Origin of the sequence: Streptomyces sp. NPDC004629 (assembly GCF_042873595.1) — a bacterium.
In the GTDB taxonomy this organism is placed as follows: Bacteria; Actinomycetota; Actinomycetes; order Streptomycetales; family Streptomycetaceae; genus Streptomyces.
In genome coordinates this window covers 22,349-47,118 of record NZ_JBIALO010000032.1, presented here as the reverse complement: position 1 = coordinate 47,118, position 24,770 = coordinate 22,349, and the positions used below count along the sequence as shown (strand labels likewise).

General features: G+C 66.3%; 23 protein-coding genes. 13 read left to right on the top strand and 10 right to left on the bottom strand.

The features are described from left to right. The first annotated feature begins 86 nt into the window (after nt 1-86). From ACFYTE_RS34720 to ACFYTE_RS34690, 7 genes are all read left to right on the top strand, one after another. Entirely contained in the window at nt 87-179 is a 93-nt protein-coding gene (locus ACFYTE_RS34720) for an SDR family oxidoreductase (RefSeq protein WP_388719309.1), read from the top strand. Between the two features lie 53 nt (nt 180-232). Then, nucleotides 233-1,135: a polysaccharide deacetylase gene (locus ACFYTE_RS34715; protein ID WP_388719223.1), complete on the top strand. Its 903-nt coding sequence runs from the start codon at nt 233-235 to the stop codon at nt 1,133-1,135. A gap of 403 nt (nt 1,136-1,538) precedes the next feature. Beyond that, nucleotides 1,539-2,975 carry an aminobutyraldehyde dehydrogenase gene (locus tag ACFYTE_RS34710; RefSeq protein WP_388719221.1) on the top strand — a complete coding sequence of 479 codons (1,437 nt, stop codon included), beginning with the start codon at nt 1,539-1,541 and terminating at the stop codon, nt 2,973-2,975. A 72-nt stretch (nt 2,976-3,047) separates the two neighbouring features. Next, the gene (locus ACFYTE_RS34705) at nt 3,048-3,269 is read left to right on the top strand and encodes a hypothetical protein (protein ID WP_388719219.1); all 222 of its coding nucleotides are present in this window, start codon (nt 3,048-3,050) and stop codon (nt 3,267-3,269) included. A gap of 19 nt (nt 3,270-3,288) precedes the next feature. Further along, on the top strand, nt 3,289-4,089 hold the full coding sequence (locus ACFYTE_RS34700; RefSeq protein WP_388719217.1) for an electron transfer flavoprotein subunit beta/FixA family protein: 801 nt from the start codon (nt 3,289-3,291) through the stop codon (nt 4,087-4,089). Nucleotides 4,090-4,102: 13 nt separating this feature from the next. Beyond that, nucleotides 4,103-5,056: an electron transfer flavoprotein subunit alpha/FixB family protein gene (locus tag ACFYTE_RS34695; RefSeq protein ID WP_388719215.1), complete on the top strand. Its 954-nt coding sequence runs from the start codon at nt 4,103-4,105 to the stop codon at nt 5,054-5,056. Nucleotides 5,057-5,321: 265 nt separating this feature from the next. Next, nucleotides 5,322-6,782 (top strand): APC family permease, encoded by a 1,461-nt coding sequence (locus tag ACFYTE_RS34690; protein ID WP_388719213.1) that lies wholly within the window; start codon nt 5,322-5,324, stop codon nt 6,780-6,782. A 185-nt stretch (nt 6,783-6,967) separates the two neighbouring features. Here ACFYTE_RS34690 and ACFYTE_RS34685 read toward each other — a convergent pair whose 3' ends face one another. Next, nucleotides 6,968-8,665, bottom strand: a complete 1,698-nt coding sequence (locus tag ACFYTE_RS34685; RefSeq protein ID WP_388719211.1) for a PucR family transcriptional regulator — start codon at nt 8,663-8,665, stop codon at nt 6,968-6,970. Nucleotides 8,666-9,034: 369 nt separating this feature from the next. Here ACFYTE_RS34685 and ACFYTE_RS34680 point away from each other — a divergent pair, with 369 nt between their 5' ends. The 4 genes from ACFYTE_RS34680 (at nt 9,035) to ACFYTE_RS34665 (ending at nt 13,922) form a co-directional block, all read left to right on the top strand. Continuing rightward, nucleotides 9,035-10,234: an NAD(P)/FAD-dependent oxidoreductase gene (locus ACFYTE_RS34680; RefSeq protein ID WP_388719210.1), complete on the top strand. Its 1,200-nt coding sequence runs from the start codon at nt 9,035-9,037 to the stop codon at nt 10,232-10,234. A 373-nt stretch (nt 10,235-10,607) separates the two neighbouring features. Then, nucleotides 10,608-11,045 (top strand): acyl-CoA thioesterase, encoded by a 438-nt coding sequence (locus ACFYTE_RS34675; protein ID WP_388719208.1) that lies wholly within the window; start codon nt 10,608-10,610, stop codon nt 11,043-11,045. Between the two features lie 502 nt (nt 11,046-11,547). After that, the gene (locus tag ACFYTE_RS34670) at nt 11,548-13,104 is read left to right on the top strand and encodes a class I adenylate-forming enzyme family protein (RefSeq protein ID WP_388719206.1); all 1,557 of its coding nucleotides are present in this window, start codon (nt 11,548-11,550) and stop codon (nt 13,102-13,104) included. A gap of 50 nt (nt 13,105-13,154) precedes the next feature. Next, nucleotides 13,155-13,922 carry an enoyl-CoA hydratase-related protein gene (locus tag ACFYTE_RS34665; protein WP_388719204.1) on the top strand — a complete coding sequence of 256 codons (768 nt, stop codon included), beginning with the start codon at nt 13,155-13,157 and terminating at the stop codon, nt 13,920-13,922. A gap of 69 nt (nt 13,923-13,991) precedes the next feature. On the opposite strand, the gene ACFYTE_RS34660 is transcribed toward ACFYTE_RS34665, so the two are convergent. Continuing rightward, on the bottom strand, nt 13,992-14,792 hold the full coding sequence (locus ACFYTE_RS34660; protein WP_388719202.1) for an SDR family NAD(P)-dependent oxidoreductase: 801 nt from the start codon (nt 14,790-14,792) through the stop codon (nt 13,992-13,994). 386 nt (nt 14,793-15,178) lie between these two features. On the opposite strand from ACFYTE_RS34660, the gene ACFYTE_RS34655 reads away from it, so the two are divergent. Together ACFYTE_RS34655 and ACFYTE_RS34650 are read left to right on the top strand one after the other, a co-directional pair. Continuing rightward, a complete protein-coding gene (locus ACFYTE_RS34655; RefSeq protein ID WP_388719200.1) occupies nt 15,179-16,018 on the top strand; it encodes a citryl-CoA lyase in 840 nt (279 codons plus the stop codon). Between the two features lie 216 nt (nt 16,019-16,234). Continuing rightward, complete coding sequence (locus ACFYTE_RS34650; protein ID WP_388719198.1) at nt 16,235-18,466, top strand: (Fe-S)-binding protein; 2,232 nt, start codon at nt 16,235-16,237, stop codon at nt 18,464-18,466. Nucleotides 18,467-18,536: 70 nt separating this feature from the next. Here ACFYTE_RS34650 and ACFYTE_RS34645 read toward each other — a convergent pair whose 3' ends face one another. Genes ACFYTE_RS34645 through ACFYTE_RS34610 form a run of 8 tightly spaced genes read right to left on the bottom strand, consistent with a single transcriptional unit; the run spans nt 18,537 to nt 24,648 of the window. Next, nucleotides 18,537-19,595, bottom strand: a complete 1,059-nt coding sequence (locus tag ACFYTE_RS34645) for a tartrate dehydrogenase (RefSeq protein ID WP_388719196.1) — start codon at nt 19,593-19,595, stop codon at nt 18,537-18,539. Between the two features lie 14 nt (nt 19,596-19,609). Continuing rightward, a complete protein-coding gene (locus tag ACFYTE_RS34640) occupies nt 19,610-20,377 on the bottom strand; it encodes an aspartate/glutamate racemase family protein (protein WP_388719194.1) in 768 nt (255 codons plus the stop codon). 49 nt (nt 20,378-20,426) lie between these two features. Then, on the bottom strand, nt 20,427-21,323 hold the full coding sequence (locus ACFYTE_RS34635; protein ID WP_388719192.1) for a nitrilase-related carbon-nitrogen hydrolase: 897 nt from the start codon (nt 21,321-21,323) through the stop codon (nt 20,427-20,429). Beyond that, entirely contained in the window at nt 21,320-21,652 is a 333-nt protein-coding gene (locus ACFYTE_RS34630) for a hypothetical protein (RefSeq protein WP_388719190.1), read from the bottom strand. Before ACFYTE_RS34630 ends, ACFYTE_RS34635 begins: the two co-directional genes overlap by 4 nt. Further along, on the bottom strand, nt 21,652-22,509 hold the full coding sequence (locus tag ACFYTE_RS34625) for a substrate-binding periplasmic protein (protein ID WP_388719188.1): 858 nt from the start codon (nt 22,507-22,509) through the stop codon (nt 21,652-21,654). Before ACFYTE_RS34625 ends, ACFYTE_RS34630 begins: the two co-directional genes overlap by 1 nt. Then, the gene (locus ACFYTE_RS34620) at nt 22,506-23,222 is read right to left on the bottom strand and encodes an amino acid ABC transporter permease (RefSeq protein ID WP_388719186.1); all 717 of its coding nucleotides are present in this window, start codon (nt 23,220-23,222) and stop codon (nt 22,506-22,508) included. The genes ACFYTE_RS34625 and ACFYTE_RS34620 overlap by 4 nt, the downstream gene beginning before the upstream one ends. 2 nt (nt 23,223-23,224) lie before the next feature. Continuing rightward, nucleotides 23,225-23,875 (bottom strand): amino acid ABC transporter permease, encoded by a 651-nt coding sequence (locus tag ACFYTE_RS34615; RefSeq protein WP_388719184.1) that lies wholly within the window; start codon nt 23,873-23,875, stop codon nt 23,225-23,227. After that, nucleotides 23,875-24,648 (bottom strand): amino acid ABC transporter ATP-binding protein, encoded by a 774-nt coding sequence (locus ACFYTE_RS34610; protein WP_388719182.1) that lies wholly within the window; start codon nt 24,646-24,648, stop codon nt 23,875-23,877. The genes ACFYTE_RS34615 and ACFYTE_RS34610 overlap by 1 nt, the downstream gene beginning before the upstream one ends. Nucleotides 24,649-24,770 lie beyond the last annotated feature (122 nt).

The following is a 24,770-nucleotide window of genomic DNA, read 5'->3' as shown; positions in this document are numbered from 1 at the left end:
CGGCTTGCGGCCGATGTCGGCGTGGGCACCAGCACGGGCCTCGCGGACCTGCTCATCCCCGCTCGACGAGGCGGTGAGCCCTCGAGATCGCGGCCACTGTCTTCTTCCTGGCGAGTGAGGGGGCCGCCTATGTCAACGGCGAGGTCATTCACGTCGACGGCGGCTGGATCGCCGGCTGACGCCGCCGACGGCACCGCCAACCGGACCGTACCGACCGACTAGGAACGTGCTCATGCCACTTCAGTTGCCCGAGGGCAAGCGACTCGCCCTCTCGCTCGGCCCGGACTTCGACGCGCACAGCGTCTGGATGGGTACCTTCCGCTCCACCTCCCAGACACTGCTGTCACGCGGCGAGTTCGGCGCCGAGGTCGGTGTGCCCCGTCTGCTCGACACCTTCGAGCGGTACGGCATCACCACCACCTGGTTCGTGCCCACGCACACGATGCAGACCTTCCGCCCCGCCGTCGACGCGATCGTCTCCGCGGGTCACGAGATCGCCGCCCACGGGGTCTTTCACGAGTACGTCCCCAAACTCGATCCGGACGAGGAGCGGCGCCTGATCGAGCTGCAGTTGGAGCAGCACGAGCGGCTGCTCGGTGCCCGGCCCCGCGGGTACCGCTCACCGGCCCTGGACGTCACCGACATCACGCTCGATCTGCTCGCCGAGTACGGCTTCGACTGGGACTCCTCGCTGATGGGCCGCGACTTCACGCCGTACCACCCGCGTATGGTCACCCACATGGACCTCGAACGGGGCAACACCTTCGGGCCCGAGAGCCAGGCGCTGGAGTTTCCCGTGCACTGGAGCCTCGACGACTTCCCCGAGCTCGAGTCGTTCAAGGGCAGCCCGCTCATGCAGTCGAACCAGGCAGTCCTCGAACGCTGGAAGGACAGCTTCGACTTCGCCCACCAGCGCTGCTCCGGCGGTCTCATGACCTTCGCCCTCCACCCGCAGACCATCGGCCGGGCGAACAACATGATCATGCTTGAGCGCTTCCTGGACCACGTCGTCAGCCACGACGACATCTGGTTTCCGACCCTGTCGCAGGCGTACGACGCCTGGACGGACACCGAGCCCGGCCGACCGAACAACGACCCGCACCCCACTGGCCTGGAGAGCACCCGGCGGCCCTGACCAGCCCGCCGACCTCGGCCTGACCGAGGACCACCACGCGGGTCCGTCACGCGGCACCTTCTTGTCGTCATGGCCCGCACGGACCCGCCGCACCGGGGGCGTGAGCCTGGATGACGGCACCATCCAACGCGGGCATGTCACGGCCGCTTCCCGACGATCTGACCAAGGCGCTGCGCTCCGCCGCCACCGCGCAGTAGACGGCCGACGCCCTGCTCGGACGCTGCCGCGTCGCCTGCTCCGGCCCCCGTACCGGTCACAAGTGACCGGGCCGGGTCTTGTGCGCATCACAGTTCCCGGCCCGGTGCCGCAGGACAAGACTGGCCAGCCAAGAGGCCGTACCCGTCTCGGTGCAGCCCGGTCCTGCGGCCCGCGCCTCACCGTTGTCCAGGAGGTCCACGTCCGAATGCCCACCGCCCCGCTCACAGGTCCGCTCTTCGACCACTGGCGCGCAGCCCCCGAGGACGGCACCGTCTCCGTCGCCCACAATCCCGCGACCGGTGAGCCCCTTGCCGCCTTCCGGAACGCGACACCCGAAGAAGTCGCCTCCGCGGTCGACAAGGCGACCATGGCGTTCCGTACCTGGGGCCGCACAACACCGGCCGAGCGGGCCACGCTGCTGCTCACCCTCGCGGACCGGCTGGAAGCCGCCCGCGAGGACTTCGCGAGGGCGGAGATCCTCAACGTAGGAAAGCCGCTGGGCCTGGCACGCGAAGAGATCGCGTACGACGCGGACGTGCTGCGGTTCATGGCGGGCGCCGCACGGATCGCCCATGCCGGCGCGGCCGGCGAGTACCTGGACGGAAACACCTCCATGACCCGGCGCGAACCCCTCGGCGTGGTCGGGCTGATCACTCCGTGGAACTATCCGCTCATGGAGGCGATGTGGAAGCTCGCCCCGGCGCTGGCGGCGGGCAACACCGTCGTTCTCAAGCCCTCCGAGCTGACGCCCCTGTCGACGCTCTTGTTCGCCCAACTGGCGCGGGAGGTGCTGCCCGACGGTGTCCTGAACCTCGTCCTGGGCGACGGCACCACAGGCGCGGCCCTCGTGGAACACCCCGCCGTGCGCATGGTGTCCCTGACCGGAGACGTCTCCACCGGCAGGAAGGTCGCCGCCGCGGCCTCCGCCACGCTCAAGCGCGTCCACCTGGAACTCGGCGGCAAGGCGCCGGCCCTGGTCTTCGCCGACGCGCCCCTGGAGGCCGTCGCCGGCGAACTGGCTGCCACCGGCTACCTCAACGCCGGCCAGGACTGCACCGCGCCCTGCCGTGTCATCGTCGAGGACGCCGCCTACGACTCCTTCACCGATGCCTACTGCAAGGCCGTGGCCGGCCTGCGGTGCGGTGACCCCGAAGACGAGCTGTCCCACTTCGGCCCGGTCATCTCACAGCGGCAACTGGAACGCGTCGAGGGCTTCGTCGAGCGTGCCCGCTCGGCGGGCGCTTCCGTCCTGGTCGGCGGCAACCGGATCGATCGCCCGGGCTGGTACCACGAGGCCACCGTGATCACCGAGGTGCGGCAGGACGACGAGATCGTCCAGCGTGAGGTGTTCGGCCCGGTGGTCACGATCCAGCGCGCGGGCTCGGACGACGAGATGCTGGCGATGGCGAACGGGGTCGACTACGGTCTGGCCGCCAGCGTCTGGACGACCGACGTCGCCCGGAGCCTGCGTTTTACGCGGGAACTCGCTTTCGGGACCGTGTGGCTCAACCAGCATCTCGTCCTGGCCAACGAGATGCCCTTCGGCGGCTTCGGCCAGTCCGGCTACGGCAAGGAGCTATCGGCCCATGCCATCGACGAATACTCCCAGGTCAAACACGTCATGCTGAAGGCCACGGGCTGATGCGGCTTGATGGGCATCCGCGGACCGACGGCCGCCACTTCATCGACCTCGCCGGCGTGGTCCTACTCAGCGATGCACCCGCAGGGGCCCGCAGCCCGCGGCGCGGCGGAAGCGGTGGACCACATCGTGGCCGACCTGGCCGCGGCGGGTGAGGTGCAGTCCGTCGTCATCGGCTGCACCATCGTCTCCTCCGCCTACGAACAGCACCGGCACCTCTTCCCGGACCGCAAAGTCGTCGTGCTCAACTCCAATCTCGTCACCCTGAAGGGTGCGGCGGCCCTGGCCGCCAACTGACCGAAGGAACTCTCTTCTCATGAACGTTGTCGTCCTGGTGAAGTACGTGCCCGACGCCACCGCAGACCGCAGCTTCGAGCCCGACAACACGGTCGACCGAGACGGCGTCGACGGCCTGCTGTCCGAACTCGACGAGTACGCGATCGAGCAGGCACTCCGGATCAAGGAGGAGCGCGGCGACGAGGAGATCGCCGTCACGGCCCTGACCGTGGGCCCCGACGACGCCGAAGACGCTCTCCGCAAGGCTCTGCAGATAGGCGCGGACAGCGCCGTGCACATCTGCGACGAGGCCATCGCCGGCTCCGACGCGATCGCCACCTCGCTGGTGCTCGCCGAGGCTGTGAAGAAGGCAGGCGACGGCACCGTACCGGACCTGATCATGACCGGTATGGCCTCGACCGACGGCGGGATGGGCGTCGTCCCGGCCATGCTGGCCGAGCGCCTGGGCATCCCGCAGATCACCCTCGCGTCGCAGGTGGAGACCCAGGGCGACCGGGTACACATCCGGCGCGACGGGGACACCGCCACGGAATCGATCAGTGCCACCATGCCGCTCGTGCTGTCCGTCACGGACCAGTCCGGGGAGGTCCGCTACCCGTCCTTCAAGGGCATCATGGCGGCCAAGAAGAAGCCCCTTAAGACCTGGGACCTGGCCGACCTCGGCATCGACGCGTCCCTGGTCGGCCCGGACGCGTCCCGGACCACCGTCGAGGCCACCGCCGCCCGCGCCCCGCGCACCACCGGCGAGATCGTCAAGGACGAGGAGGGCTCGGGCGCCGTCGCGCTCGCCGACTTCCTCACAAGCAAGAAGTTCATCTGAGAAGGAACACGACATGTCTGAGGTTCTGGTCCTCGTCGACCATGTGGCGGGCACGGTCAAGAAGCCGACGTACGAGATGCTCACGATCGCCGGGCAACTCGGCGAGCCGTCGGCCGTCTTCATCGGCAGCGCCGACGCCGGCCCGTCCGTCGCCGACGCCGTCAAGGCGTACGGCGCCGAAAGGGTCTATGTCATCGACGACACCGACATCAGGGACTACCTCGTGGCCCCCAAGGCGGAAGCGCTGCACCAGCTCGCCGCCGACAGGGACCTGGCCGCGATCCTGCTGTCCTCCTCGGCCGAGTGCAAGGAGATCGCCGGTCGTCTGGCCATCAAACTCGGCTCGGGCCTGATCACCGACGCCGTCGGCATCGACGCCGACGGCACCACCACGCAGTCGGTCTTCGCCGGCGGTCACACCGTCACCGGCAAGGTCACCACCGGGACCCCGATCATCACGGTCAAGCCCAACTCAGCCGCCCCCGAAGAGTCGCCCGGCGCCGGCACCGTCACGCCGTTCGCGGTGACGATCTCCCAGCTCGCACAGACCGCCCGCATCGACGACACCCAGCCGCGCGCGGCCACCGGCCGCCCCGAGCTGACCGAGGCAGCGATCGTCGTCTCCGGCGGCCGAGGCACCCGCGGTGACTTCGGATCGGTCGAGGCCCTTGCTGACACCCTCGGCGCGGCCGTGGGAGCCTCCCGCGCCGCCGTCGACTCGGGCTGGATACCGCACACCCACCAGGTGGGCCAGACCGGCAAGACCGTCGCGCCGCAGCTCTACGTCGCGGCCGGTATCTCCGGCGCCATCCAGCACCGTGCCGGCATGCGGACGTCGAAGACCATCGTGGCCGTCAACGAAGATGAAGAAGCACCCATCTTCGGACTCGTCGACTTCGGCGTCGTGGGCGACCTCCATACGGTCCTGCCCGCGCTCACCGCGGAAATCGACCGGCGGAGAGCCTGAGCCTCCCGCACACCCACCCTTGAGGCACGAACGATGCTCCTGGCAGGCTTGCCGGGAGCATCGTCGTTCTGCCGCGCCACACCGGACGCGGTCCTCGTCGTGGAGATGGCAGGGCTCGCCACCGAGTTTCGGACTTCTTCCCATAGAGGTGTCCGAAAGGAATCCCTACCGTTCTGGCATCTCAAATGACACGTGGTGCACGCCACACCGAGGTCCCCTGAGCGGGCGGCGACGCATCCGTGAAATCACATGTGGAGGATGCCATATGAGCACAGCGAGTGAAGCCGCTGCTGGTGCCGAAGTGGCTTCGAGCGGCGCGAACACCGTGGGCCTGCACGGCAACATGGGTGTGCTCGAACTGATCTTCACGGTCGTCGCCTTCAACGGCCCGGTCGTAGTGTTCCTCGGGTTCATCCCGGTCGCGGTCCTGCTCGGCAACGGAGTCGGAACGCCAGTGGTGTTCCTCGCCTGCGGAGTGATCGTCACGATGCTGGCGGTGGGCCTGGTCACCATGTCCGCACGACTGAAGAAGCCCGGCGGCTTCTACGCCCTCATCACCGCCGGACTGGGCAGGGGAGTCGGCCTGAGTTCCGGCTTCACGGCTCTCACCTGCTACTTCGTTGCCCTGCTCAGCGCCTACGCGCTCGGCGGGATCGCCCTCAACACCGCCATCGTCGAGGTCTTCCACGGCCCCCAGGCCCCATGGTGGGTGTGGGCATGCCTGATGCTCATCGTGACGAGCGTGCTCGGCCACTTCAACATCAGCTTCTCAAGCCGTGTTCTCACCCTGTTCCTGGCGTGTGAGCTGCTCCTGATGGTCGCCTACGACATCTCGGTTCTCGCAAAGGGCGGCGCGCACGGCATCGGCTTCGACTCCTTCACACCGAACCAGGTCTTCTCGGGCTCCATGCCGATCGCGTTCCTCTTCGGCATGGGTCTCTTCGGCGGCTTCGAGGCGACCGTGATCTTCCGCGACGAAGTACGCAAGCCGGAGCGCACCATCCCGATGGCGACCTACGGAGTGGTGGCACTGCTCGCCGGTCTCTACGCCCTCACCGCATGGTGCTTCATCAACTCCTACGGTGCCGCCGCCGTGATGGACGTGGTCGACAAGAACATGGTGACCGCGTCGACCGACAGCATCAAGCAGTACACCGGCCAGTTCGCGTACGACGCCGCGACGATCATGCTCTTCACCAGCTCGTTCGCTCTCGCTCTCGCGGCCCACAACATCAGCGCGCGATACGTGTTCAACCTCGCTGCCGACGGCATCCTCCCCCGACGCTTCGGCCGGGCCCACGAACGGCACGTATCCCCGCACAGGTCCTCGCTCGCCCTCAGCGTGACCGCGCTGCTCGTGCTCGCCGTCTTCGCGATCATGAACGCGTCCGAGGACGAACTCTACGCACGGCTGGCCGGCCTCTACAGCTACGTCTTCGTCATCATGCTGCTGCTCGTCACGCTCGCGATCGGCGTCTTCCTGCTGCGCGACCGCGTACACGGGAAGGCCGTCGGAGCAGCGGCGGCGTCGCTCATCGTCTTCGCCGTGCTGTGTGTGACGCTGGTCCTGGCGACCCAGCACTTCGACCTGCTCACCGGAGCGACGGGAACCCTGAAGAACGTCCTGATCATCTTCATCTGGGGCGTCACCCTGGCCGGCGGCGGCCTGGCGCTCTACCTGAAGCGGAACCGCTCCGACGTCTACCACAGCATCGGTCGCCAGTAGGGAGCACGCACAGCGAGCACAGGGAGTCGACCCGAGCTGTTCCGGTCTTTCGTCCGGCGGCCACTGGACCCCTCCGGTGGCCACCGAAGCGTTGCACGACGCGGAGGCCGCAGGATCCCAGATCCCAGTGCTGCTCTGGGGGAGATACGGAAATGTACGCCGCCGCGTCCTACAGGGGCGATGAGCTAGCGATCCGGACCGATCGCCGCGCCGAACCCCGACGAGAGCCCTTGCTGTGCGTCATCGAGTACGGCTCCGCCGGCATCGGCGACACGCGAATCGCCGATGGCTGTGGGCCGAGCACTTGGCGTGATGGAGCGGTTGAGATCGGATTCGGCCCAGGCCATGGAGTACGCAGTCAAGGCGAGGAACAGTGACGACACCGCTGCCGGGTCCCGCAGGCTCACGTTGAGAGCGGCCTCGATCTTGGACAGGCGGTAGCGCAGCGAATTGTGGTGGACCGCCAAGACCTTCGCGGCCTCCATGATGTTCTGCTGGTACTCGAAGTACGTGGCCAGGGTCTGCAACATGAGCTTGTTGTCCCTGATGGGACGCAGCAACTCGCCCGCCCAGGCCGTCATCTTTTCCAGGCCCACATCCGAGAAGAGTCGAGTGGCGAAGTCGAAGTCCTCGTAGACCATGCTGAGTTGGGACGCATCGACACGGCGCAGCAGGACCAGGACAGCCAGTTGCGCATCATGATAGGAGTCGACTATGTCTCCCACCCCGTTTGTCTGTCGGCCGACTCCGAGCAGGAAGTCGCGTGGACTTCCATTGACCTTGACGAAGGTTCTGCGTGCCGTTGAGGCAGTGGTCTGGAGAAGGCCGACGACGGCATTTTCGCGCAGCACCAGCAGATGAGGGATGTCCTCGGCGGTGAGTTCACGATGCAGTGTGTGGTACATGCTGTCCAGGGCGGCCGCATCGCGCACCGACGACGACTCCTGCGCGAGTTCGACCACGATGCACCGTGTCTCCTGGCCGAATGAGAACCCCAGCGAGGCGAACCTCTCTGCCAGCTCGGCATCGTGACGTTCGGCGCGCAGGGCCAGCGCCTGTTCGAGAATGGCACTGCGTACCGCCCGCTCCTGGCGCTGGGCGGCCAGTTCGATCTGCATGCTCGTCTCGGCCAGAGAGGCGGCGATGTACACCGCCGCCATCGAGTACTGGTCCGGGAACGAGGCGCGTCGGCTCGCCACCAGCAGCCAGCCGCCCTTGGCATTGTCGGACGCACCGTCGGAGACCCTGACCGCCATCCCGTGCCAGCCCTCGATCCCGAAGATCTGTGACTCGCTGCGGGTGCGTCTGATCTCGGGAAGGAGGAGCGAGAGGGGAAGCGGCCCTGTCGGGTGCTCGGCCGCCCCGCTGCTGCTGATGATCGTGGCCACCGCGCTGCACACCTTGGCCAACCGTGAGGTCAGCGACTGAAGGGGGCGCGGAGCCGCCAGGGCCTGGGCGAGGGACCGCTGGAGCGTGGTGAGTCTGCGGGTGAGTGTCTCCTCGATCCGCGCGGTGGCACGGGCCACCTCGGTGATGAGCTCCGCGGGATCGGCGTCGCCCGGGAGGCCGAGGACGACGTGCTGACCCGCCCAGCCATCCAGACTGACAACTGTGCCCGCTTTCACGCGAATCGCGATGATGAGCGACCCCGGGAGACTCTCCAGCTCTTCCAGATACTCGCGCATCGAGGCGCCCTCACCCGGATCAGGGAGCGAGATCAAGATGTGGTCTTCACATATCTGGGTGTGCTCACCCGGAAGGAGGAGCCGGGCACCGCGCACCAGCCGCCCGCGTGCTGCGGGCCTGTCCACGAGCAGGGTCAATCCCAGCCGGTCGTTGCCCAGCAGATCACCGAGCGCGCAGCCGGCCGTGATCTCCGTCATGGAACATTTCCTAAACTAAGCGGTGATGGTCTTCCATCTGCCGACCGCAGTCCAGATTCCGCCAGTTTAGTGCGACCCCTGCCAGGCACGACTGTGAAAATCACGATGATTCGACCCGGTCTTCAGTAAGTTCCCGGAGGAGGGAGGCTGACTGCGCCTATAGGTTTGTGTCCTTGAAAAGAGTGAGCGCCCCGAGGCCGGCCTCTGCGGTTTTGTGGTGGCTCGGCGGCCCGCGCGCCTGTTTCGATGGCCGCGTGTGCCGCTTTCGCGGCTCAATGAAGGCGAGAAGGCGGTATGAGGGAGAGAGGTGCAGCTTCCTTTGCCGGTGCTGGAAGCGGCACGGCGCGAGGACTGGACTCTGCGGACATCGTGGTGGTCGGGGGCGGCATCATCGGTCTCTGCACGGCATACGAGCTGCGCAAGCGAGGCTTCGACGTCGTCATCGTGGAGCAGCGGTTCTTCGCGTTCGGCGCCACAGGCCGCAACCCGGGTTCACTGTGGTTGCAGGTGCGCCGCACAGGCACGGAGTTGGAGCTCGCCCGAAGAGGGCGTGAGGCATATGCCGCGCTGGAACGGGAGCTAGGCCCGACCTTCGAGTTCCGTCGCAACGGTGGGCTCTTCTTCTACGAGACCGACACCCAGGTCGCACACGTGGAGCGCTACGCCGAGGACCGCAAGAAGGCGGGACTCCAGGTCTCCATGGTGACCCGCCGCGAAGCGCGGAAGCTCTCGCCGATCCTCCCTGACACCGCCCTCGGCGGGGTGTACTGCCCGGACGACGCCCAGATCGACGCACAGGCCTTCGCCCGCGGCATGGGCAGTGCATGCCTGCGCCGGGGCGTGCGCGTGTATGAGAACACCGCCGTGCTGGGGACCATGCGACGGGGTGACACGGTTGTGGGCGTTCGTACGGTCCGCGGAGAGGTGCATGCCAACGCCGTGGTGTGGGCCACGGGAGCTTGGTCTGTGAACCTTCGCTCCGAGGGCATCGACCTGCCCATTCACACGACGCGGGTCGGTCAGCTGGTCACACAGCCCGTGGCCGCCGCACCCGGCCCGATCCTGCACGGCCCGCGGGGTGTGGCCGACTGCGGCGCCCTCACCGACCTCCCCGGGCACGATCCCGCCGCCTTCCCGGAGCCGCCCCCCTTGAACATGACCGCCGGCGATCTCGGGTACGCCGACACACTCGCGCAGAGCACCGAAGGGTCGCTTCTCGTCGGCAACAGTGTGGACGGCCGCGGCTCGCTCAACCCCCACATCAGCCTGTCGGCCACCCAAACCATGATCAACACTGCGCTTGACCGCACTGGCAAGCTCGGCGAGATAGGAGTCACCGGCCTGTGGGCGGGGCTCGTGGGTACCACCCCCGACCAGCTGCCGATCGTCGACAAGATCGACGGCCTCTACGTCAACACGGGGCACTCCTTCGGGATCGCCACAGGCCCCACGTCCGCAGAGGTACTCGCCCAGATAATCGTCGACGAGCCGTGCGACTTGCGAGAGCATCTCGCCGCGGACCGGCCGGGCCTGCATGCCAGGGCCGGGACGACGACACCCCAGCCCTGAGCGCGTCGCGGCACACGGAATCCCTGCTCGCTGAACAGGGATTCCTCGTGCTCGGGCATGGCCGATCTTGACGGTTGATCGGCAACCGCCCCTTGGGACCGAGGCCGTACAAGCAGCCCGTCACAGCGACAAGTGGAACCGGGAGCACACCCCGCGTGCCGACACCGCGGGCACCATTCGGCAACACCACACACCACCGGCCTGAGCCGCACACCCGGCAGAACCACAAACGTCACGTCGGCAGCCTGGAGACGGCACTGTGCCCGGTCGCGCGGTTGAGGCCGCACCATCGCTGGGCAGCCGTAGAGTTACGTGTGAAGAGGCAGCGCTCCCGATGCGGCGCACGACTTGAGTTCCCTTCATTGGAGGCCCGGTGGCCGTCACCGAAACAACCTCATTGCGAACGCCTCATGGCGCTCACAAGGCCGACGTCGAGATGCAACGGAGGGTCGAGTGGCATGACACCGACGCCGCCGGCCATCACCATGGCACCGCCATCATCCGCTGGGTGGAGTCCGCCGAGGCCGAGTTGTTCCGCAGCCGCGGGCTGGGGCACCTCTACGGCCGCATGCCGCGGGTTCGACATGAGGTCGACTACCTGAGCCGTCTCTTCTTCGACCAGTGCATCACCGTCCGCCTGTTCCTTGAGCGGCTGGGAAACACCTCGTTGGCCTACCGGTTCGAGGTCCACGGTCCGGATGGGCCGGCGGCTCGGGGCAGAGTCGTCGCCGTCCACTGCGATGCCGAAACGGGCTCTGCCTCGCCCTTGCCGGACGAGGTGCGCACCGCTTTGACCAGCACCGCCGAATAGACGGCTGTGAGCCGGACACCCCTGGCTCACAGCCGACTGTCCTGCTCCCGGGCTGACCGGTCCGCAAGAGTGCCGGCGTCCAGCGGCAGCACAACCGGTACCGCGGGCGGGAGCGGGCCGGCACCGGGCCAGGGCACGAGGCGCGCTGCCCCGGGCCCGGCACATGCTGAAGCAGGCGCCGGTGGCGCACGTGTCGCTCTCCCCCTTCGACGAAAAGGCAAGAAGGACGGTCAACTCGTGTGCGAGGCCGCCTACTTCATCTGCTGGGCGCAGGGCCCTGGAAAAGTCACAACCCATGGTGACGATTACAGGAAACCGGCCAGTTGTTGGCCTCTTGGCCACTGACTACCGTCCCGAGCAGCAATCCGACGGCCGACTCCCCCAGAGGAGGTGTGGCACAGACCCGCGCCGTGGCGCAGGCGCGGAATTCATAGAACCGTCGATGGGCAGTCCGTGCACAACGACTTCACGCATAATTCGTGACTTACGAAGGGAAACCACGGTGACGACTACGGCCCGAGTCGCCTCAGCCGATGACTCGCCCGGGGAACTGGTCGAGGAGATCGAACAGCAGGCTCGGCGACGGCCTGACGCCATCGCGATCATCGATGGTCTCTCCACGCTGACCTATCAGCAGATGTGGGCCGAGGTCGAGGCACGCGCGCGCAGCCTCCGGCGGGCAGGTGTCGCCGCGGGAGACCGGATCGCCCTGGTCGCGGAGAACTCCGCTGACTTCCTCGTCTTCGCCATGGCGATCTGGCGTGCCGGAGGCGTGCTTGTCACCATCTACCCGTCGACCGCCGTGCCCGACCTCGCATACTGCCTGACCAACAGTGATCCCGTACTGGTCCTTACGGACGCGCACACTCGACAGAAAGTCGAGGAGGCCGCCCCTGCGCTGCCGCTCGCCTCTGTCTCGGACGACGAGCCGGACATTCCTCCGACTCGGCAGGGCACGTTGCCGAACCCGGACACAGACCGTGGACGGCTCGGCCTGATCTGCTTCACCTCTGGCACCACGAGTCGGCCCAAGGCCGTCATGATCTCCCATGAAGCACTCCATAACGGAGCCATGACCTATTCAGCGATGTGGCATCTCGGCTCGTCCGACCGCACCGTGGTGGCCCTGCCGATGGCCTGGCTCTACGGTCTGGATACGACAGCCATGGCGACGCTGGTGCGCGGAGGGTCGGTGATCGCGCTACGCCGAGCGCGGCCGGACGTGCTGGTCGAGGCGATATCGACGCACGGTGCGACCTTCCTGCCCGGGGTCACCACGATGTTTGTGAAGTTGGTCAACTACCTGGACGAGACCGCAGACACACCCGACCTCACATCGCTTCGGCTGTGCCTGTCCGCCGGTGAGCCGCGTAACGAACGTGCCTTCCTACGATGGGTGACACACACCGGAGTGCCGATCTTCGACAACTATTCCGCCTCCGAATGTTTTCCATTGGTGACGTACGACCCGGCCCAGAGCCCGGAGCCGATACCCGGAGCAGCCGGGGTTGTCGCTCCGCATTCCGAGCTCAAGGTGGTCGACAGCAACGGACGCGAGGTGGCAGCCGGCGAGATCGGCGAGGCATGGGGACGCGGCCCTGGGGTCATGCTCGGCTATTGGCGCAACGAAGAACAGACCCGTGCGGTGCTCACCGATGACAACTGGTACCGGACCAGCGACCTGGTCCGCGTCGACGAGGCCGGCTATGTCCACGTGGTCGGCCGACTGTCCGACATGATCATCCGGGGAGGCAGCAACGTTTCGCCGGCCGAAGTCGAACGGACCCTGCGCTCACACCCCGACATCACTGACGCCTGTGTGGTCGCCCTGCCTGACGACATCTACGGACAAGACGTCGTCGCAGCCATCGTCATCTCAGGCGACGCCCCGCTCGATGTCGCGGACGCTCTTCAGTTCTGCCGGAACAACCTGCCCGCCTATAAGGTGCCGAGCCGAGCGATGATCCTCGATGAGCTACCGCTGAGCGCCACCACCGGAAAAGTCGACCGCCGTCGAGTCGGCGACCTGCTACGGCACGGCTCGATTGCCGCCGGCTGACCTCTTTGCGGGTCTGCCCGGCTCGCCCACTGCCGAAATGGATCGGACCAATGTCGATCGCAACCGAACGTGTGCGAAAAACCCTCGTCATCAGGCTTGATCGCCCGGCGAAACGCAATGCCGTCGACCGGGACATGTCGTTGGCCCTTGACGCCGCGCTGAACACCCTCGAAGACGACCCCAGCCTGCGCGCCGCAGTGATCACGGGCCACGACTCGGTCTTCTCCGCCGGCAGCGATCTACGCAATGCCCCCGGGGACACCTGGACCGACCGAGGCGGGGAGTACGGCCTCATTCGCCGTCGGCGGGCCAAGCCGCTCATCGCAGCAGTGGAAGGGCTTGCCTACGGCGGAGGTTTTGAGATCGCCCTTGCCTGCGACATGATCGTCGCCTCGGCAACCGCGACTTTCGCCTTCCCCGAGGTGCTTCGAGGGGTGCTGGCAGCCTCGGGCGGGCTCTTTCGCGCACCGCGAGCCCTCCCACTGCATATCGCGAAGGAAATGCTGCTCACCGGCCGGCCCTTGACCGCCGAGCGCGCTCAGACGCTCGGACTGGTCAACCTTCTCAGTGAGCCCGGACAAGCACTTGCGCAGGCACTGTTGATCGCTGACGACGTGGCCGCCGCTTCCCCGGTGTCCGTCGAGGCGACGATGCGTGCCGTCGCCGATGTCGTAGAACGCGAGGACGAGCAGGCATGGCAGGCGACGGCCGACGCCTTCGCCGTGGTTCGGCAAGGTCCTGACGAGCGCGAAGGCATCAGTGCGTTCTTCGAGAAACGCCCACCGAAGTGGATGGGCGATCAGATCTACGACCGCTAGGGCCCGCCCCAGCAGGCCACGACGCCGCTCCAGTGACACAGCTTCGCCCAGCGGGCACCGGGAAGCACCTCACGCCGCGGAGATTCCCCCGTTGACGCTGATGGCCTGTCCGGTCAGGCGGGCGGCCGCCGGACCGCCAAGAAATACGATCATTTCGGCCTGATCGTCAGCGGACGGCAAGCCGAGATGTGCCTGTGCCGCGGCGCGCTCGAAGAGCTTCTTGCTGAAGCCTTCGGCCAATGCGCGTTCCGTCGTGGGTGTTCCCGAGATCAGCGACGGGGTCAGGGCGTTGACACGGATTCCGTTGCGCTTGACCTCCAAGGCGGCAGCCCGAGTGAACATCACGATGGCCGCCATGGCTGCGCCGAGCACTGTTTCGCCCGGAGTGGCGATCTTGGCGGCATCGGATGCGACATTGACGATGCTGCCCCCGCCCTGCTCGCTCATGAAAGGCAATACCGCACGCGTCAACAGCATGGGAGGTATCGCTTGCGCTGCCAGAATATTCGGAATGTCGGCCAGGGGAGTGTGGTGAAGCAACTCCGGTCGAAAGGCCGGAGCTGAGATCGAGTTCACCAGGACATCGATACGTCCCAGTGCGGCGTGCGCCCGGTCAATCGCTGACTGAACCGACGCCGGATCCGTCGCGTCGAAGGACACATGAACGATCTCGGCCTCCTTGCCGTGCTGCGCGAGCAACGCCGACCGCGCCGCTGCGCCACGCGCCGGATCAAATGACAGCAACGCCACTCGTCGCACGCCGGCGCCGATGAAGCGCGACGCCGAGGAGTACCCGATGCCCGAAGAACCGCCGGCGACGACAACACGGGCGTCCGGATAGTTCGGAGCCCAAACATGCTCAGTGGTCACAGTAAATCTCCTCCATGATGTCGATCAAGGGCGGGAATCGGGGCAGTGCCGGCTCGACGGGTATCATCTTTGATGGAAACTCAGCCCATCGTTTCGATTGCTGCAGTCCTTGGCGATCAGTAGCTCCACGAAGTATGCGGTGGTGCGTCGTAGACAGACCAATGCCCTGCCTGACCTCGATCGGGCACGTCCGGCGGCGACGGTCCGTGCTGCTGTGTCGCGTCGAGGAGTTCTCCTGTTCCCTTGTGAAACCAGGGCCCGTGGTTCAGGGGAAAACTGAACGTCGGCTGTGCTCTTTGGAAAGACACCAATGGGGTGCGGACGTCCCTTTGGCTACTGTGAAATCCGCAGACCAGATGGATTCCGAAGAGCCCGGTGGAGTACGAATGACAGCGCAGCATCCGCATGAAAACGAACCCTACTGGCGGTCCAGCATCAGCCGGGTCGACCCGGAGAAGGTCTTCATTCGTGGATACGACCTCGAAGACCTGATAGGAGGCGTGTCCTTCACGTCGGCCTCTTTCCTGCTGATCAGGGGGCGCCTGCCCAGTCCTCGCGAGAGTCGCGTGCTGGACGCCGTGCTCACCGCCGTCCTCGACTACGCACTGGAGAAGCCCGGGACCGCTGCGGCCCGGTATGTCGTGTCCGCCAATCCCAGCATGGTGGCCGGTCTCGCCGCCGCGACGATGGCCGTCGGCAAGTACACCTTGGCGACGGAGGACACCGCGCGGTTCATTGTCGCAGCGCACGCCGACTTCCTGGAGTCGGGTGAGGCACTGGAGACCTTCGCGGCGAACTTGGTCGAATCCATGGCAGCCCGTAAGGAGCGCATTCCCGGCCTGGGCCACCCGGTCTTCAAGAAGGTCGACCCGCGGGCCGCGATCCTACGGGAAACGGCGGTCAGGGAGGGCCTGTGGAACGGGCCGGCGCAGCTGTACGAGGCGATTCACCGGGCATTCACGACCCGGCCCGGCAAGGCGGACATCCCCATCAATGACGTGGGCGCCATGGCCGCCGTACTCGTTGCACTGGGCTTCACCCCGGAAGAGAGCACAGGTCTCGCCGTGATCTCGACACTGCCCGGTGTGGTGGCCCATATCTCCGAAGAGCTGGCCCACGGAAAGCCACTCCGGATCATCCCCGGCGAATCCGTTGCCTACGACGTCGAGGCGGGCAAGGACTTCAAGGCTGACTGGAAGGAAGCAGGCTGGACTCCCGAATCCTAGCCGGAGGATTTCGGCTTTGACCGGAATTCCTCCCTCATGCGCCGGGACTTCGCGCCCTACCACGCGCGTGTGTTGACCCGTCTCAATCGGAAGAACGGCAAGGGGTTCGGCCCTTGGAGCCGGACCCTGGAGATACCTGTCTCCTGGTACCTCGACGATTTCCCGGCGCCGGAGAACCTGCCGCGCAGTGTATGACACAGAATTGAGAGCAAGGCCATGCAATTTGCCGCGATCATCGTGTCGCTGGTCCTGATCGTGGTCGGTGTGGCTCTGTTCGGCCGCGCCCTCCTTCAGCTGTATGCCTTCATGCGTCTTGGTCAGCCGGTGCCGGCGGGGTCCCGGACCGGTGATCCGGTGCAGCGCACCGTCACGGTGGTCAGGGAGTTCCTCGGTCATACCCGGATGAACCGGTGGGGTGTGGTCGGGGTGGCGCACTGGTTCGTGGCGGTGGGTTTCTTCACCCTGCTGCTGACGATCGTCAATGCGGTCGGGCAGCTGTTCCGGGCGGACTGGCTCCTGCCGGTCATCGGTGACTGGGCCCCGTACAACGTGTTCGTGGAGTTCATCGGCACGATGACGGTCCTGGGCATCGGGGTGCTGATCGCCGTGCGTCAGCTGAGCCACCCGCGCCGGCCGGGCCGCAAGTCCCGCTTCGCGGGCTCCAGCTTCGGCCAGGCCTACTTCGTCGAGGCCGTCATCCTGATCGTCGGCGTCTGCATCGTCATGCTGCACGCCCTGGAGGGCGCCCAGCACCACGTGGACGGCTACGAGGCGTCCTTCTTCGTCTCCTACCCCCTCGTCTCCTGGCTGAGCGGCCGGGACGTCTCCACGCTGCAGAACCTCACCTACCTCTTCGCCGGCCTGAAGATCGCTACCTCCTTCATCTGGATGATCACGGTCGCCCTGAAGACCGACATGGGGATCGCCTGGCACCGCTTCCTCGCCTTCCCGAACATCTGGTTCAAGCGCAACGCCACCGGCGAGACCTCACTCGGCGCGCTGTTGCCGATGACCTCCGGCGGCAGGCCGATCGACTTCACCGACCCCGGCGACGACGACGTCTTCGGCGTCTCCCAGATCGAGCAGTTCTCCTGGAAGGGCCTGCTGGACTTCTCCACCTGCACCGAGTGCGGCCGCTGCCAGTCGCAGTGCCCGGCCTGGAACACCGGCAAGCCGCTCTCCCCGAAACTGCTGATCATGTCCCTGCGGGACCACGCCCACGCCAAGGCCCCCTACCTGCTGGCCGGCGGCGGCAAGACCACGGAGGGCGAGGAGAAGGCCTCCGCCGAGCAGCTCAAGGACGTCCCCGCCACGGCCCTCGCGGAGGCCGAACGCCCGCTGATCGGCACCGCCGAGGCCAACGGCGTCATCGACCCGGACGTCCTGTGGTCCTGCACCACCTGCGGCGCCTGCGTCGAGCAGTGCCCGGTCGACATCGAACACATCGACCACATCGTCGACATGCGCCGCTACCAGGTGATGATCGAGTCCGCGTTCCCCTCCGAGGCGGGCACGATGCTCAAGAACCTGGAGAAGAAGGGCAACCCCTGGGGCCTGGCCAAGAAGCAGCGCCTGGCCTGGACCAAGGAGGTCGACTTCGAGGTCCCCGTCGTCGGCCAGGACATCGACGACCTCACCGATGTCGAGTACCTGTACTGGGTCGGCTGCGCCGGCGCCCTGGAGGACCGCGCCAAGAAGACCACCAAGGCCTTCGCGGAACTCCTGCACATCGCCGGCGTCACCTTCGCCATCATGGGCGGCGACGAGAAATGCACCGGTGACTCCGCCCGCCGCCTCGGCAACGAACCCCTCTTCCAGGAACTGGGCACCGACAACGTCATGGCCCTGAACACCGCGTTCGGCGAGGAACTCGACGACGACGGCAACACCACCTGCCAGTCGAGGAAACCCCGCGCCGCGAAGAAGATCGTCGCCACCTGCCCGCACTGCCTCAACACCCTCGCCAACGAATACCCGCAACTCGGCGGCGACTACGAGGTCATCCACCACACCCAGCTCCTCCAGCACCTGGTGGACGAGGGCAGACTGATCCCCGTCACCCCCGTCGAGGGCCTCATCACCTACCACGACCCCTGCTACCTCGGCCGCCACAACAAGATCTACACGCCCCCGCGCGAGATCATCGGCAAGGTCCCGGGCCTGCGCAACGAGGAGATGCACCGCCACAAGGAACGCGGCTTCTGCTGCGGCGCCGGCGGCGCCCGCATGTGGATGGAGGAACGGATCGGCAAGCGCATCAACGACGAACGCGTCGACGAAGCCCTCTCCCTGAACCCGGACATCGTCTCCACCGCCTGCCCCTTCTGCCTCGTCATGCTCACCGACTCCGTCAACGGCAAGAAGAACGAAGGCAAGGCCAAGGAATCCATCCAGGTCGTGGACGTTGCCCAACTACTCCTCGACTCCGTCAAGACACCGGTGGCCTGAGGTGATCGAAGCGCCGACGGCCACCGACGTCCTCATGCCCAACCCTTGTTTCGGGCATGCAGTTCGGGGATCAGGCGCGGCGCAACCGATCCAGCACAGCGTCGGTGAAGTCTGCGGTCGTCGCCGTTCCCCCCAGGTCCCGGGTCCGGACGCCATCGGCCAGGGCCGATTCGAACGCGGCCGTGAGGCGCCGGCCGGCCTTGGCCTCTCCCAGGTGGTCGAGCATCATCGCGCCGGCCCACATCTGGCCCACGGGGTTGGCGATGCCCCTGCCCGCGATGTCCGGGGCGGAGCCGTGGACGGGCTCGAACATCGAGGGGTGTTCTCTGCTCGGGTTGAGGTTGGCACTCGGGGCCACACCGATGGAGCCGGCGAGGGCGGCCACCAGGTCGGAGAGAATGTCACCGAACAGGTTCGAAGCGACGACCACGTCGAGCGTTCCAGGCTTGAGAACGGCGCGTGCCGCCAGGGCGTCGATCAGGACCGACTCCAGCCGGAGCCCCGGGTACCGGGCGACGGTCTCGGAGACGACTTCGTCCCAGAACGGCATCGAGTGGATGATCCCGTTGGATTTGGTGGCGGACACGAGCGACCCGGACCGCGTCTGCGCCAGTTCGGCCGCGTACCGGGCAGTGCGTTCCACACCTGCGCGGGTGAACAGCGCCTGCTGGGTGGCCATTTCCTGTGGCAGTCCCCGGTAGGCCCGGCCACCGATCTCCGAGTACTCGCCTTCCACGTTCTCGCGTACGAGGACGACGTCCAGGGACTGCGCATCGCGCAGTGGTGACACGATGCCGGGCAGCAGCCGCACCGGACGCAGGTTGATGTACTGCAGGAACGCCCTCCGGATCGGGATCAGCAGACCCCACAACGTGACATGGTCGGGTACCTCGGGCGTACCGACGGCGCCCAGGAAGATGGCGTCGCCGTCCGCGAGCTGCTCCAGACCGTCCTCGGGCATCATCCGCCCGTCCGCGAGGTAGCGCTCGGAACTCCAGTCGCGCTCACGCCAGCGAATCGTGAAACCCTCGTCGCGGGCCACGGTGTCGATGCACCGCATGGCCGCCGGTGCGACCTCCTTGCCGATGCCGTCACCCGCGATGACATCGACGACGTACGAAGCACCCATCTGGCCGCGGCCCCTCACTTCTCGGTCAAAAGAGCGTACAGCTCTTCCGCCTGCTCCGGGCTGTGGGTCGCCAGTTGCTGGTAGTAGCCGGTGCGGGCGATACGGTACTGGCCGACGGCGTTGAGGCTTGCCAGCATCTCGGCCTGCTTGACAGCGATGATGTTCGGGTCGATGACGGAGATGCCGCGCAGGCTCTCGTCCTTCGCCGCGGTGATCTCGTAGCAGGCGGAGACGATGGTGCAGGCGATGACCACCGTCTCGGCGCCGGTCTCCTTCATGATGCGCAGGCTGGTGTCGTAGGCGTCCTTGGCCACCACGGCCGGGTCTTTGATCATGTCGTAGATGAACCAGCCAACGTGCGAGACGGCCTTGCAGTTCTGCTCCTGCCCGTAGATCCGGACGCGGTCCGCGATCTCGGTGGCCGCCTTGTGATGGTCGGTCACGACGGCGTAGCGGTGGCCGAACGGGCGGGTGTTCATGATCGATGCCTCAAGCGGTCCCACTACGGGAATGTTGACCAGCTCGCGGCACTGCGTCAGGCCCGGGTCGTAACAGCAACCGATGACGAACGCGTCGAAGCCGTCCTTCTCGGCCTGGACGGCGGCTTTCATGATGCCGACCTCGACCAGGTGCTTGGCCGCGAAGTAGTCCATGTTCTCGGGGACGATGTCGAGGTGGCGGACCTCGACCTCGGTGCCGCTCTGGAGCGAGGGTGTGAGCACGTCATAGATCAACTGGTCGTAAGCAGGGGTGCCGAACGGGTTCAGAAAGCAGATACGCATGGTGACATCCAGGTGGGTCGAGGCGGGCGGACAAAGGGGAGCGGGCGCGTCAATCGGTCGACGACAGGAGCTTCGCGTACAGGTCGGGTCGGTGCAGCTTCAGGCCGGGGGCCTCCGGCTTCTCGCGCGAGGCGAGAAGGAGATCGTGATCCAGGTCCACCACCAGTACGTCTTCCTCGGTGGTCTGCGTGATGCCCATGATCCCGTCGTTCTTACCGACGGTCTTGTCGACCGGACCGGTTACCAGAGCCTTGCCGACGGCGTACATGGGGGCGTCCTCGGGAAGGCCGCTGTGGCCGATGAGGGGGGAATGGACGACGTAGAGCTGGTTCTCGATGGCGCGGGCCTGGCAGCCGGTGCGCACGCGGTGGACTCCGCGCCGGTTCCAGGTGAGGGACGGACACAGGATGAGGTCCACGCCCTTGCGCATCAGGTGGCGCGACAGCTCGGGGTACTGGATGTCGGCACAGATCAGCAGGCCGACGGTGAACGGGCCGATCTCGGTGATGAGGAGGTCGTCGCCGCCCCGCGCGCCGAGATCGCGTTCCTGGGGGGTGAGATGGAGCTTGTCCTGGGACTCGATCCGACCGTCGGGGTGCACGACGTAGGCGGTATTGCGCAGGGACTTGTCCTCGGCGACGCGGTTGTGGCTGCCGCCGACGACGATGATGTCGTGCTCGGCCGCTATGCGCCGCAGACCGGCGACGATGTCGTCGGTGAAGGTGGGCAGGACGTTCCAGTAGTCCGATTGGATCGTCTTCGTCGTGACGGTGTGGTCGGTGATGGCACCGAGCAGACCGGTGCTGGCGAGTTCCGGGAACAGGATGAGTTCGGCGCCCTGCTCGGCGGCCTTCGCCACGAGTCCCTCGACGTGCGCGAGAAAATGGTCCGACGACCGCTCGGCCCGCAGCTCGAACTGGGTGGTGGCGATCTTCAAGGTGCTCATGACGAGGCGACTCCTGCTTCCTGCAGAGCGGACGCGACCTGGCGGCAGCCCACCTTGTCCGCGGTGGTGTTCTGGGGCGGTTCGGGCACGAGGACGCAGGCGCCCGGCACCGTGCAGGAGGCCGGCCGGCCCGAGCAGTGGGCGGCGACCGCTGCGCCGCCGAACGAGTCGGGATCGTCGGCCACGACAGCCGGCGCGGCGGCCCTGTGGTTCATCAGGCCGATCGGCTCACCATAGGTCAGCTCGTGGTCACCGTCGATGGTGGCCGGCCTTTCATGTTTCTCCGCGCCGGTTTGTCGAGACAGCGTCGCCGATGTCTTCGCCTGCATCACCGGTACTTCTCTACGTCGGCCAGCTTCGGGTCGATGTTGTACTTCTTGAGGATCTCCGCGATCCGGCCGGAGGAACGAAGCTCGGCCAGCTCCTTGTTGAGGGCGGCGGTCAGCTTGTCGTTGCCCTTGGTGTGCGGGTAATTGGGCAGGGACGGCTTCTCGGAGACGGCGACGGCCGCGGTCGGGCGCATCGTCTTGGCGACGATGTCCTTGAAGCGCGCGCTCTGCGATACGAGGTAGGGCGCGTCGATACCGCCCAGCACGGCGGCGGCGGTCCGGCCCGTGGCGAGGTCCGAGAGCGCCGCGTCGGTGCTCTGGTACTCCTTCAGCTTGTCGCCGTACAGCTTCTTGAGATCGGGCACCCAGGCGTAACCGGTGACCGTGCCGACGGTCTTGCCCTTGAGCGCGTTCGCGTCTGATGTCGCGCTCTTCGAGAGGATGGTCGGCAGTTCGACGTATACCGGATCGGACTGGTTTACGACCTTGCCGCGATCGGGTGTGGCGTACCACCCGCCGGCCGTGATGTCGACCCGCTTGGTTCGGACGGCCTCGATGTCGCCGGCGGCCGGAATCACATTCCAGGACGCTTTGAGGCAGGCGTCTTTCGCGAACTGATTGAGGGTCTCCAGATCAATGCCCGACTGCTTGCCACCCGCGTTGCTGAAGTACGGCGGGGCTTCCGGCGCGGCGATGGTGAGAGTGCCCTTGCTGATGGTCGGGAAGGTGAACTTGGGCTTGCAGTCTTTGCTGACGCTGTTGGCGGTCGAGGACGACGAGCCACCACTACAGCCGGTGAGCAGGCCCAGAACCGAGACAGCGGCTGTGGCCATGAAGAGGGGACGAGCGGTTCTCATGAATTCTCCACCTTTTCGGGTCTGCGCCGACGTATGGCCGACACGAGGAGGGACGTCGTCTTCGGAGGTGAGTGATGTTTCTTCTCCAGTGCCGCTACCAGTCGAGAACCGGGGATGGAGAAGAACGCGTAGATGAGCCCTGTCAGGACGAAGGTGCTCATGTACTTGAAGTTCGCGGAGGCGATGGAGTGCGCGGTGCTCATCAGTTCGGGGGCGGAGATCGCGAAGGCCACGGAGGTCGTCTGGAAGTAGACGATGACCCAGCTGATCAGTGGGGGCGTGACGATCCGCATGGCCTGCGGCAGGATGACCCGCTGCATTTCCACACGTTTGCTCAGGCCCAGAGCCTGTGCCGCTTCCGACTGGCCGACGGGAACCGCGTCGAGGCCGGAACGGAACGCCTCGGATGTGTAGGAGGCGAAGTTCAGCCCGAGGGCGATCGAAGCCGCGGAGATGGCCTCCAGACGGATTCCGGCATCGGGCAGACCGAAGTACACGAGGTACACGAGCACGAGGGAGGGAATCCCCCGGCCGATCTCCATGAGGACGATGCCGAGCCATCGCACGGCTGCACGTCGGCTGCGTCGGGCGAGGGCCAGGGCAATGGCGAGTGGCGTGCCGATCAGGATGGTCGCCAAGAGCAGTTCGAAGCTGACCTTGAGTCCCGGCAACAGGCTCGGGAGGGTGTTCCACCATTCCGACAGGGTGTTCATTGTCAGGCCCTCGCCTTCACGGGCTCCAGACGGTGCGACAGCCACCGTCCTGCGACGGCCACCGGGACGCTGAGCGCGAGATAGAGGACGGCGGCGCTGATGAATACCTCGAGGCCCTGGCCCGTGCGCTGGTTCTCCACCACTGCGAGCGCGGAGATGTCCTGGACCCCGATCACCGACGCGACAGCACTGTCCTTGAGGAGACCGATGAGGTAGGCGATCGCCAGCGGGATCATGGTCCTGACCGCCTGCGGGATCAGTACACGCAGGTAGATGACGGTTCTGCTGAGCCCGAGCGCCTCACCTGCCTCCGTCTGCCCGGTGGGGACGGCACGGAACCCGGACTGGTAGATCTCCGACAGGTACGCGGCCGAGATAAGACCGAATACGACGATGCCCGCCTCGACCGGATCCATGGTGATGCCGAACTCGGGCAGGCCGAAGAAGACGAGGAACAACCAGGGAAGAGGGGGAATCGCCCGGAGCAGTTCGACGTAGCCGACGCCCAGGGCGCGCAGCGGCAGAAGACGCGAGCGCCGCAGGGCGCTGATCGGGATGGCCAACAGAAGTCCGATGAGGAATGCCGCGAACGTGATCTGGAGCGTGTACTGAATCCCGTCGACCAGCATCGGGAAGTGCTGTGTGATGTTCATCAGCGGTCCAGAACGGCTTTGAGGAAACGCTGCGTCCGCTCATGCTGCGGCGACCGCAGCACCTTCGACGGTTCACCCTCCTCGACAATGAGACCGTCACTGATGAAGACGACCCGGTCGGCCACGTCCTCTGCGAACTGCATTTCGTGCGTCACCACGATCATGGTCATGCCGGTGGCGGCCATGTCCCGCATGACCCCCAGGACATCGGCGCCCAACTCAGGGTCGAGGGCCGACGTCGGCTCGTCGAACAACATGACCTTTGGCTCCAGGGCCAGGGCCCTCGCGATGGCGATGCGCTGCTGCTGTCCGCCCGAGCACTGCGTGGGCCGGTGGTCCGCGCGGTTGCGGAGCCCGACGCGATCGAGCAGCGCGAGTGCACACTCCCGCGACTCCTCCTTGCCGCGCCCCAGGGCGTGGACCTGGGCGAGCGTGATGTTCTCCAACGCGGTCAAGTGAGGGAAGAGGTTGAACGACTGGAAGACCATGCCCACCTTTCGGCGGAGCGCGGCCAGCTCACGGGCTCTCGGGTGTCGGCCGGGGCGATCGACCACCGAGACCCCGTCCACGCGAATGGCACCCGAGGTCGGCGCTTGAAGATGATTGATGCACCGCAGAAACGTGCTCTTTCCCGACCCACTCGGACCCACGATGGCAACTACTTCTCCGGAATCAACCTGCATGGTGATGCCATTGACCGCGGGCTTGCCCGCGAAGACGACTTTGATATCCTCGGCCTCCAGAAAGGGCCGACCCGGACTGATAGTGCTCATCGCGTTGCAACTTCCTTGAGGAGTTGGCCGTCATGTGGATGATGAAGGCGACGCTAGTGATATGCCGACGGCCGATCCATTGGTCGGATTCTGGTTCGCGTGGCAGCTCGCTGTGAGACGTC